This window comes from Pedobacter sp. 05L430 (assembly GCF_056397585.1).
Map to the genome: position 1 here is coordinate 50,883 of NZ_JBFTNT010000004.1, position 12,725 is coordinate 63,607.

Below are 12,725 nucleotides of genomic sequence, written 5' to 3' on the forward strand. Positions count from 1 at the left end.
ACGAAATATTAACTTTAGAACTTATTCTTCCACATCATGCTTTCTACAGGTTTTGTGGTTTTGTTGTTGTATTTAGCGTTAGTTTTGGTGTTATACATTGTTTGAATATCGCCTTGAACCATAAAGTAAATTAATTGGCCAATTGGCATTCCGGCATATATTCTTACAGGTTGTGCGCATGAAATTTCTAATGTCCATGTATTGCAAAAACCAACATCACCTTTACCCGCGGTTGCATGGATATCTATTCCCAATCTACCGGTGCTTGATTTTCCTTCAAGAAAGGGAATATGGGCATGGGTTTCTGTATATTCTAAAGTAACACCTAGATACAGTGTGCCTGGATGTAGCACATATCCTTCTTTTGGAATTTCGAAATGATCTATTTTATTGTGTGCTTTTGCATCAAGAACCCTGTCTTTGTAAGTAGCCAGATACTTGCCCAAATGAACATCGTATGAGTTTGTGCCAAGGCATTCGGGGTTAAAAGGCTCTATTATAATGGTTCCCTTATCTATTTCTTCCAGTATTCGTTTGTCGGACAGTATCATTTTATCTAGTATTTGGACGAAATTATGATTAATTTAAGATACTTTTGCATAGTTTTCTAAAATAGAGATGCCTGTAGTTTTTAATAAAAATATTGACGAGGATACCATACTTGCTGTATGGAAAATCGAAGAAACTGAAGAGCAGCTGATTTCGGGTTTACAACTGAAGCAGCATGAGCTTGATGTGATTTCATCGTTAAATAATGGAAAGCGGTTGCTTCATTGGCTAAGCACAAGGGTGCTATTAAGAACAATGCTTAATACTTCAGAATATATCGACTGCCGCATGGATGAGCACGGTAAGCCATATCTTCCTAACCTCGGATACCATATTTCTTTAAGTCATTCTTACGATTACGCGTCGGTAATTGTTGGTAAGAAGAAGAAGGTGGGGGTTGATATTGAACTTATTAAACACAAAATAAAGAGCATAAGGAATAAGTTTCTGTCTGACTCGGAACTTGCTCAAAAACAAATTGGTGATAACACTAATGGATTATATGTGTGCTGGTGTGCAAAAGAAGCTATCTATAAATGGAATGGGAGAAAGGGACTGGAGTTTAAACGAGACATTCATATCAAGCCCTTTAAGCTTAAAGATGAAGGAAGTCTTAAGGCTCTTGTTGATCTTCCTGAAGGAGCTTTGGAGCTTACTGTGCACTATTTTAAAACTAACGATGGCTATATGTTAGGTTACGTGGTAGCTTAACTTTTCATAAAATGAATAAGAAAGTTGAATTTATAGACTGGTGTCTTGTTGATTATCAGGATGCCTGGGATAAACAGGAAGTTTTGTTCAATCAAAGCGTGGCTTTGAAAACACAAAACCGAACAAATAACACAAATCTGGAGACCCCTAATTTTTTGGTGTTTTGTGAGCATCCTCATGTATATACCTTAGGGAAAAGTGGTCACCCGGAAAACTTGTTGCTTAATGAACAAGGTTTATTAGAAAAAGAGGCAAAATATTATAAAATTAACCGTGGTGGTGATATAACATATCATGGGCCAGGGCAAATAGTGGGTTATCCAATTCTTGATCTGGATAATTTTTTTACTGATATCCACCTTTATTTAAGAACACTTGAAGAAGCGGTTATTTTAACCTTGAATGATTACGGGATTATATCTGGTCGGTATCCAGGCTATACAGGAGTATGGCTGGACGCTGATAATGAGAGAGCACGTAAAATATGTGCATTGGGTGTGAGGTGCAGCAGGTGGGTAACCATGCATGGCTTTGCGTTCAATGTAAATACAGATCTTAACTACTTTAAAAATATTGTTCCTTGTGGGATAGACGATAAGGATGTAACCTCGATACAACGTGAATTAGGCTATCCGCTAGATATGGAAGAGGTTAAAGGTAAGCTGAAAAATCATATTGCCAGTCTGTTTGGCATGCAGCTGATCTGATTCATCTTGAAAAAGGGATTTGAAATTTTGATTTTTTGACATAAAGATTATCTTTATATAAATTAAAACTCAAAAACCTATGGACTACAATTCAGAGTACTCTTCAGCAGCCGCCGCCGGATTGGGCGCCGGAACCGTTTTCTTTTGTTTAATCGTGCTAGTTATTGTCTATGCCGGATTATGGAAAACCTTCGTTAAAGCCGGAAAACCAGGATGGGCGGCTATAATACCAATTTACAATTTAATTGTCCTTATCGAAATTGTTGGTAAACCGACAATATGGATACTTTGGTTATTAATACCATGTGTAAATATTGTATTTAGTGTTTGGCTAATGAATCTGCTAAGTAAAAGTTTCGGAAAAACAGAAGGCTTTACCGTCGGACTTATTATTTTGCCAATTGTGTTCTATCCTATATTAGGCTTTGGTGATGCTAAGTATTTAGGCCCATCTGCTGCAGAAGCACAAAATGGTTTTAATAATCCAAACAACCCTTTTGGTAATAATAATCCGTTCAACGATCCATTTAACAAACCACCTACCACCCCTGGAATTTAATTGTTAGTGTTTATAACATATATCTTATCCGCCTGGTCTTCTTTCTTAGACAAGGCGGATATTTTTTTGCTGCCATGTCCGTTTAAGTATCTCTTTAAAATCGACTGTCCGGGATGTGGATTTCAACGCTCACTAATATTTCTCCTAAAAGGGGATTGGGAAAAGAGTTTTGATATGTATCCACCAACGGTTCCTCTTCTCATTACTTTTATTGTAGGGTTATCGGCAAACTACTGGTTCGGCAAAAGAAGTGATAAGCTCATTAAAACACTATATCTTATTACGGGGTCAATTATATTAGTCAGTTACGTTTATAAAATGTGGATACCTCATCCGCACTAGTAAAATTTCTCAAATCCGTATCTCTTGTTATTCCGTAAATGTCGAATATGAGATATTCGATGGTAATTCTATCATTATTACTGATATTAGCCTGTAAGAAAGGAGAGGTAAAGTCGATGGTTAATGATAGCACTACAAACACGGTTGTGAACCCGTTAAATTATCTTGCGCTTGGCGATTCCTATACCATAGGAGAGTCAGTAGAACGTTATGAGAATTTCCCAAACCAGCTTGCAAATGACCTTACAAAAAAGGGCCTTATAATAAACTCCCCGATCATAGTTGCGAGGACGGGATGGACAACCAGCGAATTGAAATCTGGAATCAAAGACTCTGGGGTACCTGAGCATAAATTTGATATTGTTACTTTACTAATAGGTGTAAATAATCAATATAGAGGTGAATCAAAAGATGTTTACCGTAAGGAATTTAAAGAGCTCCTGCAAATCGCTATTAATTTCACAAAAGACAAAAAATCGCATGTTTTTGTGATATCAATTCCCGATTGGGGAGCTACACCGCATGGCCAGCAAAGCGGACGTGATCCACAAGTCATTGCTAAGGAAATAGATGCTTTTAATGTAATAAACAAAGAAGAGACATTGGCCGCGGGTTTGAATTATTCCAACATTACACCATTTTCCAGATTAGCACTGTCAGACAAAACCTTGGTTGCCGGAGATGGCCTGCATCCCTCAGGAAAGATGTATGCCGGATGGGTTGCGAATGTTGCTCCGTTAGTATTGACGAATTTGAAATAATTATTACCTAATCTCTCTTTGAAGTAATATGTCTGTAGTCTTTAATTACCGTTTTTAAGAATTCTAATTCGTTCATTCCCACTGGCACTTTAATGGCAAGATGTGTTGAGATTCTTGCTGACATTGCATAAATTAAATCAGCATTATTTGTTCTGTAAAAAGTACTGATAACTTCATGGATTAGCTCTGCATCTCTATCTGTAAGCTGATCAGCATAGGCAAAAACGGGGGTATATTCTTCTTCTACCGGATGAAAAGCAATGTGGTTAAAGCCAGTACGGGCAACTGTTTTTATGAGTGTGGTGCCGGCTACTATATCGCCAATTCTTTGCTTGTTTTCTGTTATAGCCACACAAATTAATCCGCCTACCTGAGCGGTTAGTGTAAAATCTACGAGTCTAAACAACCAGCGGATAAAATACTGACCTAAACTTGCCTGGCCTCCGTTTAAGCTAATCACTTTTATCTTTAGTAACTTTTTGCCGATACTTTGTCCGTTCATAAAGATCTCAGAAATAAGGTCATAAAAAACAAAGCAAGCACCATAAATTGACCATATGGAAATGACAAGGATTTTTGACTGTGCAGAGCCTGTAAGTGCAGTTAATACCATAAGCAGAATTGCTACGACGATAAAAGCGCCCAAATCAATCAACCTTGCAGCCACCCGTTCTCCCAATCCTGCAACCGGATAGTCTATAGCCACATGCTGACTTGTGTTTACCTGTATTGTTTCCATATAAACTCAAACTTAGATAAAATTTAAAACAAAGAAATGTTCAGGAGAATTAAAATAATGATAGTGAATTTTTCTTGTAAAAATCTTTTTTATGCTATTTTACATGAAAATTAGAGCCCTCACAAAACCTATGAGAGAATCGTTGTTTGTTAAGCAGAATTCCAGTAAATGGAAATCCTATGAACAAATGAGTGCAGCCACACCAGATGAGCTGGCTGATAGGTTTGTTGACATTACCAATGATCTGGCTTACGCCAAAACATTTTATCCAAAATCAAAAACAACAGAATATTTAAACGGAATTGCTGCATTGCTGCATCAATCTATTTATAAGAATAAAAAAGAGGACACCAATACGTTCATTGAATTCTGGAAATTTGAGTTACCTATCCTTTTTTATACCTATCGCAGGCAGTTGCTGTATGCACTAATATTTTTTGTAATCTCAAGCTTAATAGGAATTCTGTCTGCAAAATATGATGATTCTTTCTTAAGGTTAATACTTGGAGATGGGTATGTAAATATGACCAATGAGAACATTGCTAAGGGAGATCCATTTGGCGTTTATAAAAAGCAAGGTGAGTTCAGCATGTTTTTTATGATTGCTGCCAACAATATCTATGTGTCTTTATTGATGTTTGTAAGTGGAATATTCTTCTCGATTGGGCCTGTATTCTTTATCTTAAGAAATGGAATAATGCTTGGCTCATTCGAATATTATTTCTTTAGTAAAGGTTTGGGACTGGAATCTATATTGGTAATATGGATTCATGGGACTTTGGAAATATCTGCCATCATAATTGCCGGTGGTGCAGGTTTGGTTTTAGGGCATGGCTTATTGTTTCCTAAAACATATACACGCCTTCAGGCATTTATAAAAAGTGCAAAAGACGGAACTAAAATAGCTTTGGGAATATTACCTATAATTGTGGTGGCAGCAATATTTGAAAGTTTTGTTACCAGGCATACCGATATGCCGATTTGGTTAAGTGTTTCCATTCTTGGAGGCTCATTTTTATTTATGGTTTGGTATGTAGTATTGTATCCTGCCCAACTTATTAAACGCACTCAAAATATAAACAATGTCTGATAAATTAGAATTTAGAAAGCTCAGAGAGTTTGGTGAGATCATTAATGATATGTTCCAGTTCATAAAACAGAACTTTAAGCCATTAATGAAAACCTATATTTATTTATGCGGCTTCTTTGTACTTGCCGGAATGTTAGCGGCAATAATGTATCAGGTTGGCTTACAAAAGATTAATTTCGGCTACGGTGGCAATCAGGCAAACGCCAACCCTTTCAACAGGTTTGGTCAGTTGTTCTCATTCAATTATTTCGTTGTGATCATATTTTCATTACTCAATTATACTGCAATAACTGTTTCAACCTTAAGCTTTATTGCATTATACGTTCAAAAAGGAAACCAGGCGCCAACTGTGGAAGAAGTTTGGTCATATTTCAAATATTATTTCCTTAGGGTATTTGGGAGTAGTATTGCTGTGTGTATTTTTCTTATTATTTGCCTTCTATTCTGTGGCTTGCCGTTTTTTTATGTGTTTCCGGCGATGTCTCTTTTTTATTCCATAATGGTGGTAGAGAATGGAAGCTTTGAATATTCATTTAGCAGATCTTTCAAACTCTTAAAAGATCAATGGTGGGTAACCGCAGGAGCAATRTTTGTTATATGGATAATTACCTATGCATGCATGTCTATGGCCTCTATGCCAGCTATAATACTTACTATGGTTTCTGCATTTACCAAAGCATCCGGTGGTATGAGTACTTTTATCATTGTTATTTCTACAGTTATTCAATATGTATGTCAGGTGTTTATGATCTTGCCTGTTATAGGTGTTACACTCTGTTATTTTAATCTGGTAGAACGTTTGGATAATACCGGATTATTGGAAAGGATAAATCAACTTGGAAAGTCCGAAACGAATTTAAATTCTACCCCTGAGGATTATTAGCATGCGTTTACTGCTCTTCATTTTTCTTTTTTTTGGAATGCTACAGGTTCAGGCTAATGTAGAAAAGCAGGATTCTGTTGCACAAAAAACAGTCGTCAGACTGGATACGACTAAGGTTGATCTGCGTGGGTTCGATAAAAGTAAACTGGAAGCACATAGTAAAGAAACAGACTTCATTTATGATGATGTCCCTGCGCCAAATCTTAGCTTTTGGGACAGGTTTTGGCGATGGTTTTGGCGCTTGATAGGCCAAGCACTAAGTAACAAGGTGTCTGGTGGTTTAATAAAATACTTAGCAATTATTGCACTGGTTGGATTGGTAGTTTTCATTGTCTTAAAAATAATTGGTGCAGATCTGAAAATATTTTCCCGTAAGTCTCAAATAGTGGAGGTGCCCTATAATGAGTCTGATGATAACATCCATGAAATTAATTTTAATGAGGAGATAGAAAAGGCTATAGTGAATGCTAATTATAGATTGGCTGTCAGACTTTTGTATTTGCGGACACTTAAAAAACTGAGCGATAAAGACCTGATTCACTGGCTCCCTGAAAAAACAAATCAAACGTATATCAGCGAGATTAATGATTCCGATAAGAAGAAAGAATTCAGCAAGCTTACTCATCAATTTGAATATGTTTGGTACGGCGAGTTTTTTATTGACAAAGAGAATTTCAATGCCATTAAAGACACTTTTGAACGGTTTAATTTACATAGCTCATGAAGGGATTAAGAAGATATCTTATTGTGAGTGCCGTGCTTTTGGTTGGTTATCTGGTTGCCCAGTATTATAAACCCAAGCCAACAAACTGGACCCCCAGCTATTTAAAAGAAGATAAGATCCCCTATGGCACGTACATTCTGTTTCATGAAATACATGATTTATTTCCCAAAAGAGATGTGAGAATAATCCGAGATCCAATATATAATATTTTAAAGGATAAAAAGTTTAATAATACCAACTACCTTTTTATTTCTCATTCTATGGAACTTGATAAGCTGGATTTTAAAGAACTTATCAGCTTTGTAAATGAGGGAAACAATGCTTTTTTTGCCGCCTTTGATTTTGGTAAAATTTTAAGTGATACACTTAAGTTTGATATAGGATCGTCGTATAACTATTCGACAGAAAAATCTACCGGAATTAATTTCACCAATCCAAAGTTGAAAACGAAATACAATTATGCCTTCGGAAAGCAAATTGCCGAACAGTATTTTAGTAAAATCGATACTTCCAGGGTAACGGTATTGGGTAAAAATGCTAATGGGAAGCCAAACTTTATTAAATACAGTTTTGGTAAAGGAAATATATACATTTTACCAAATCCTCAACTATTTACCAATTACAGCCTGATAAATCCTTTAGGCGCGGATTATGCAGCAAAGGCCCTATCATACCTTCCCAGCTCTGCAAGTTTAATGTGGGACGAACACAATACACGAGGTAATATCGATGATTCAGCCGTTTTAAGAGTGATTTTTAGAAATGAATCACTGCGATGGGCATACTATATTGCATTGGTAGGATTGATCATCTTTGTTTTGTTTGAAATGAAGCGCAGACAGCGGATAATTCCTGTAATAGAACCCTTAAAAAACTCATCCTTAGATTTTGTTAAGGTTGTTGGAAAAGTATACTATCAGCAACGGGACAATGGAGATATTGCAAGAAAAAAGGTAAGCTATTTTCTTGAGCATATTCGAAGTACCTATAACCTTAAAACAACATCACTGAATAAAGAATTGGAAGAAGCTTTAAATATCAGATCAGGAGTGCCCCAAGAAACGATTAGCCAACTGTTTAGCATTGTAAATGTGATAAATAACAATCAGTTTGTTGATGATAACTCACTGATCAACCTTAATAAACTAATTGAAAGATTTTATAAACAAGCTCAATAAACTATGGAACCGGAAATTTTTAATGAAAGAACCGACTTAACTGAACTTAATCAGGCTGTTGATCAGATAAGACAAACACTGAGCAGTATTATTATTGGGCAAAAGGAAACAATAGATTTTCTAATTGCAGCCCTACTTGCCGATGGCCATATTTTGCTCGAAGGTGTCCCTGGTGTGGCTAAAACATTAAGTGCTAAACTTGTTGCCAAAAGCATTGATGCTTCATTTTCACGAATTCAGTTCACTCCTGATTTAATGCCTTCCGATGTATTGGGGACATCTGTATTTGACCCCAGATCTTCGTCGTTTGAATATAGAAAAGGGCCTATATTTGGACATATCATATTGGTTGATGAAATTAATCGCGCTCCTGCAAAAACTCAGTCAGCTTTGTTTGAAGTGATGGAAGAACGACAAATAACTGTAGATGGACATACCTATCAAATGGATGAGCCTTTTATGGTGCTGGCTACCCAAAATCCAATAGAACAGGAAGGGACTTATAGATTGCCCGAAGCCCAGCTAGATAGATTCTTATTTAAGATCGAAGTTAAATACCCTACACTGGAAGAAGAGATAATTATCCTTCAAAATCAACATCAGCAAAAGCTTGAGGTAGAGATAAATGCAGTTAAAGCGGTTCTAAGTATCGATAAGATTAAGAAATGCAGGGCAATAATTAAGGCCTTGCATGTTGAACCTAAACTAATAGAATATGCAGCAAGGATAACTCATGAAACAAGGAATAATAAATCACTTTACCTGGGCGCTTCACCCCGGGCATCTTTAGCAATGATCAATAGCGCTAAAGCCATTGCAGCAATGCAGGGTCGTGATTTTGTTACGCCAGAGGATATCATAAAAGTGGCGGTACCTGTTCTTGCACACAGAATTATGCTAACACCAGATAAGGAAATGGAAGGACTTACTCCTGCTGATATAGTTGGTCAAATTATTCAAAAATTAGAAATTCCAAGGTAATACCAAAGCTGTTGAAGAACTTTTTTAAGACATATTATAAAGACCTGTTTTTAGGTAAAAGGCTGTTTGCAGGAATTGGGCTTTGTGCTACTTTGTTCCTGTTTTCTTTCTTTTTGCCATGGCTTGGGGATATCCCATTTATTGCTTTTTGGACGCTGATAGCATTGGTTATTATTGATATGCTCATGCTTTATCGACAGGATAGGAGCTTCTTTTTAAGACGGGATCTTCCCGAAAGATTAAGTAACGGCGATGAAAATGAAATCAATATTTATATCGAGAGCTTTTATCCTTTTGCAACTAAAGTTGGTATTATTGATGAAATTCCTTTACAATTTCAGAAGAGAGACATCTGGTTTACCAGTAATTTAAAACCCCGTGAACACAAAACAATTAATTATACTTTAAGGCCTACCAAAAGGGGCGAATATGTATTTGGATTGGTTCGGTTGTATGTTAGTTCGCCGCTAAGCTTAATAGTAAGGAGGTTTAACTTTGGACAAGAAACAACAGTGCCAGTTTATCCTTCCTTTTTGCAATTAAGAAGATACGAATTAATGGCGATATCAAACAGACTGAATGAAATTGGGATTAAAAAAATAAGAAGAATAGGTCATAGCCTGGAGTTTGATCAGGTAAAGAGTTATGTGCAGGGCGATGATTATAGAACTGTTAACTGGAAAGCGACAGCCCGGAAAGGAGAGTTGATGGTGAATTCCTTTACAGATGAAAAAGCTCAACATGTCTATTGTGTGATTGATAAATCGAGAATCATGAAAATGCCTTTTGAGGGATTGAGCTTATTGGATTATGCAATTAATGCAAGTTTAATTCTTTCTAACGTGGCTTTGTTAAAGGAAGATAAAGCGGGCTTAATAACCATAGCTGAAAAGACCGGAAGTATTGTGCCAGCAGATAGAAAACCTGCTCAGCTTGGTAAGATTATGAGCGTTTTGTATAAAGAAAAAACAAGATATCTCGAAACCAACATGGAGGCCCTTTATACAAGCATCCGAAGCGTTTTAAAGCAGCGTAGTTTGTTAGTTTTCTTTACAAATTTCGAAAGCATGTCGGCATTAAACAGACAGCTGCCATTTTTAAAGCGTATTGCTAAATTCCATTTGCTGCTTATTGTGTTTTTTGAAAACACCGAACTGAAATCTCTTACCGAACAGGAAGTAAAAGACGTAGAAGGGATTTACATTAAAACCATTGCCAGCAAATTTGCTTATGAGAAAAAGCTAGTCGTAAAGGAACTTGCCAAACATGGAATCTTAAGCATTCTTACCCCACCAGAAAAACTGACCATAAATGTAATCAACAGATATCTTTCTATTAAAGCCCAACAGAAAATCTAATAAGACTTTAGCACTCAGGCAAACTTATTGGAATATTGGTAGCCAAACCGCCATCAGATGTCTCTTTATATTTCGAATTCATATCTAAAGCAGTTTCCCACATCGTATTAACTACGGCGTCTAAACTTACCTTGGCTTTGTCCGGGTTACTTTGCAATGCAAGCTGACTTGCTGTAATTGCTTTAATAGCGCCCATAGTATTCCTTTCTATACAAGGTATTTGAACTAAACCACCAATAGGGTCACAGGTAAGGCCTAAGTGATGCTCCATGGCTATTTCAGCAGCCATTAAAACCTGTCTCTGAGAGCCTCCTAAACACTCAGTGAGCGCAGCTGCTGCCATTGCTGAAGACACTCCGATTTCGGCCTGGCATCCGCCCATAGCAGCAGATATTGTAGCTCCCTTTTTGAAGATACTGCCTACTTCAGACGCACAGGCAATGAACTGTGTAATTTTTTCTTCATCAAATCCATCACAAAATGTTATAAAGTATTGTAATACCGCTGGTATAACTCCAGCCGCGCCATTGGTTGGGGCCGTTACCACCCTGCCAAATGAAGCATTTTCTTCATTAACAGCCAGGGCAAAACAGCTCACCCAGTCAAGCGTGTAATTAAATCCATTTCCGCCTGCTCTAATGGCCATTATCCAACTTTCATAGTTAGTGTACACACTATTGCCCATCAGCTTTTTATTAAGCGCTGCGGCCCTTCTGGCCACGTTTAGCCCTCCCGGCAAAAAACCTGAGGTATGACACCCTCTGTAAATGCAATCCTTCATTACATTGAAGTGCTGCAAAATTCCTGTTTTTGTTGCAGCTTCTGTCCGCCAGGCCAGTTCATTTTCCATTACTACCTCAGAAACTTTAAGTCCTGTAGTAAGGCACCAGTGTAACAGATCTCCAGCTTTTTCAATAGGGAAAGGTAAATCAACCTGCTCTCTTTCTTTACCATCCTCTCCTTCTTTAACTACAAAACCACCGCCAATAGAGTAATAGGTCTCGGATATTGCTTTTTCCGTTTTTAGAAACGCTTGAAAAGTAACCGCATTTGGGTGAAATGGAAGGCTTTCAAAAAGGAGAAATATCAGATCCTCATCATAGTTGAATTCAATTGGTTTTTCTCCTGCCAGAATTAGTGACTGCTCTTTTTTGATAGATTCAATAGTACACTCAATCGAGTTTACATCAAATGTTACTGGATCTGCACCTGCCAGTCCCAATAATATGGCAACATCAGTTCCATGTCCTTTACCAGTTTTTGCTAAGGATCCGTAAAGCAAAATCTTTATTTGCTCAACCTCACCTAATAAATTTTGCTGTTTTAACGAAGCTGTGAATTGCTGTGCTGCTCGCCACGGACCAAGGGTGTGTGAACTTGAAGGTCCAATTCCTATCTTAAAAATATCAAATACTGAGATCTGTTCTCTTTGCATAATGCAAAGCTAAAACTTAAAAATCAAATGCTATGATATTTCTATCCTGAAGCATACGGTCTACAAATCTTTTGTGGTTTTTGGGGCTCCCTATGGCTATCCATGTTCCACTGATGATGCCATTAGCGAGTTCCTGCTTGCCCCGGGTAAGCTTTAATTTAGAGGTCTTGATGTCTTCTTCATATTTCTCCAGACTTTCATTTTCAAATCTTTTTACGATTCTGTAAACTCTTTTAGTAAAGCGGCGTTCTACCATATCTTCTAAAAAGGGAAAAGTAAGTAAGGCCAATAGAACAACCAGTGTTACACCTATTGCCTGTTCATAATATCCAGAACCAATAGCCATTCCAATTGCGGCTACAATCCATATTACACAAGCTGTAGTTAAGCCTTTAACCTGATTGTCTTCTTTAAAAATAACACCTGCACCCAAAAAGCCTATGCCAGTAACAATATTGGAGGCAATACGATCATGGCTACTTAAACCAATTTTTATAGACAGAATGGTGAATAATGTAGAACCAAGACCAATCATGATCATGGTTTTTAGTCCAGCCTGTTTGCTTCTGAACTCTCGCTCCGCACCAATTAAACCACATAGTAGTGTTGCCAGTAAAAATTTGTTCACTTCACTAAGCGTAAGGAAATGACCGTTCTCTAAAAAATTCTCCATCATGTTTTAACTACCTAAATATAACAAAGATTTAA

Annotated in this window: 15 protein-coding genes; 11 read left to right on the plus strand and 4 right to left on the minus strand. The window is 37.1% G+C overall.

All coding sequences use genetic code 11. The annotated features are described in order from the left end of the window. Positions 1-14: 14 nt before the first annotated feature. Complete coding sequence (dcd, locus tag AC1DG9_RS02075; protein WP_048907807.1) at positions 15-551, minus strand: dCTP deaminase; 537 nt, start codon at positions 549-551, stop codon at positions 15-17. A gap of 67 nt (positions 552-618) precedes the next feature. Here dcd and AC1DG9_RS02080 point away from each other — a divergent pair, with 67 nt between their 5' ends. The 5 genes from AC1DG9_RS02080 (at position 619) to AC1DG9_RS02100 (ending at position 3,629) form a co-directional block, all read left to right on the plus strand. Beyond that, positions 619-1,260, plus strand: coding sequence for a 4'-phosphopantetheinyl transferase family protein (locus tag AC1DG9_RS02080; RefSeq protein WP_172661794.1), 642 nt, complete (start codon positions 619-621; stop codon positions 1,258-1,260). An 11-nt stretch (positions 1,261-1,271) separates the two neighbouring features. After that, positions 1,272-1,967: a lipoyl(octanoyl) transferase LipB gene (gene lipB, locus AC1DG9_RS02085; RefSeq protein ID WP_172661793.1), complete on the plus strand. Its 696-nt coding sequence runs from the start codon at positions 1,272-1,274 to the stop codon at positions 1,965-1,967. A gap of 79 nt (positions 1,968-2,046) precedes the next feature. Further along, on the plus strand, positions 2,047-2,526 hold the full coding sequence (locus AC1DG9_RS02090; RefSeq protein ID WP_048907804.1) for a DUF5684 domain-containing protein: 480 nt from the start codon (positions 2,047-2,049) through the stop codon (positions 2,524-2,526). 6 nt (positions 2,527-2,532) lie between these two features. Continuing rightward, positions 2,533-2,868, plus strand: coding sequence for a DUF2752 domain-containing protein (locus tag AC1DG9_RS02095; protein ID WP_172661792.1), 336 nt, complete (start codon positions 2,533-2,535; stop codon positions 2,866-2,868). 47 nt (positions 2,869-2,915) lie between these two features. Continuing rightward, entirely contained in the window at positions 2,916-3,629 is a 714-nt protein-coding gene (locus AC1DG9_RS02100; protein ID WP_172661791.1) for a GDSL-type esterase/lipase family protein, read from the plus strand. A gap of 7 nt (positions 3,630-3,636) precedes the next feature. On the opposite strand, the gene AC1DG9_RS02105 is transcribed toward AC1DG9_RS02100, so the two are convergent. Next, a complete protein-coding gene (locus AC1DG9_RS02105) occupies positions 3,637-4,368 on the minus strand; it encodes an RDD family protein (protein ID WP_288883775.1) in 732 nt (243 codons plus the stop codon). A 130-nt stretch (positions 4,369-4,498) separates the two neighbouring features. On the opposite strand from AC1DG9_RS02105, the gene AC1DG9_RS02110 reads away from it, so the two are divergent. The 6 genes from AC1DG9_RS02110 to AC1DG9_RS02135 are packed head-to-tail and all read left to right on the plus strand — an operon-like array spanning position 4,499 to position 10,582. After that, positions 4,499-5,458: a stage II sporulation protein M gene (locus AC1DG9_RS02110; RefSeq protein WP_172661789.1), complete on the plus strand. Its 960-nt coding sequence runs from the start codon at positions 4,499-4,501 to the stop codon at positions 5,456-5,458. After that, positions 5,451-6,341: a hypothetical protein gene (locus tag AC1DG9_RS02115; RefSeq protein ID WP_477634257.1), complete on the plus strand. Its 891-nt coding sequence runs from the start codon at positions 5,451-5,453 to the stop codon at positions 6,339-6,341. Before AC1DG9_RS02110 ends, AC1DG9_RS02115 begins: the two co-directional genes overlap by 8 nt. Position 6,342: 1 nt before the next feature. Next, positions 6,343-7,065, plus strand: coding sequence for a DUF4129 domain-containing protein (locus AC1DG9_RS02120; RefSeq protein ID WP_337717304.1), 723 nt, complete (start codon positions 6,343-6,345; stop codon positions 7,063-7,065). Beyond that, positions 7,062-8,243 (plus strand): DUF4350 domain-containing protein, encoded by a 1,182-nt coding sequence (locus AC1DG9_RS02125; protein ID WP_288883778.1) that lies wholly within the window; start codon positions 7,062-7,064, stop codon positions 8,241-8,243. The genes AC1DG9_RS02120 and AC1DG9_RS02125 overlap by 4 nt, the downstream gene beginning before the upstream one ends. A gap of 3 nt (positions 8,244-8,246) precedes the next feature. Next, the gene (locus tag AC1DG9_RS02130) at positions 8,247-9,224 is read left to right on the plus strand and encodes an AAA family ATPase (RefSeq protein WP_172661784.1); all 978 of its coding nucleotides are present in this window, start codon (positions 8,247-8,249) and stop codon (positions 9,222-9,224) included. Between the two features lie 11 nt (positions 9,225-9,235). Continuing rightward, a complete protein-coding gene (locus tag AC1DG9_RS02135) occupies positions 9,236-10,582 on the plus strand; it encodes a DUF58 domain-containing protein (protein ID WP_288883779.1) in 1,347 nt (448 codons plus the stop codon). 7 nt (positions 10,583-10,589) lie between these two features. On the opposite strand, the gene AC1DG9_RS02140 is transcribed toward AC1DG9_RS02135, so the two are convergent. Then, complete coding sequence (locus tag AC1DG9_RS02140) at positions 10,590-12,017, minus strand: L-serine ammonia-lyase (RefSeq protein ID WP_172661780.1); 1,428 nt, start codon at positions 12,015-12,017, stop codon at positions 10,590-10,592. Between the two features lie 16 nt (positions 12,018-12,033). Beyond that, a complete protein-coding gene (locus AC1DG9_RS02145) occupies positions 12,034-12,693 on the minus strand; it encodes an MgtC/SapB family protein (protein WP_246269625.1) in 660 nt (219 codons plus the stop codon). Positions 12,694-12,725 lie beyond the last annotated feature (32 nt).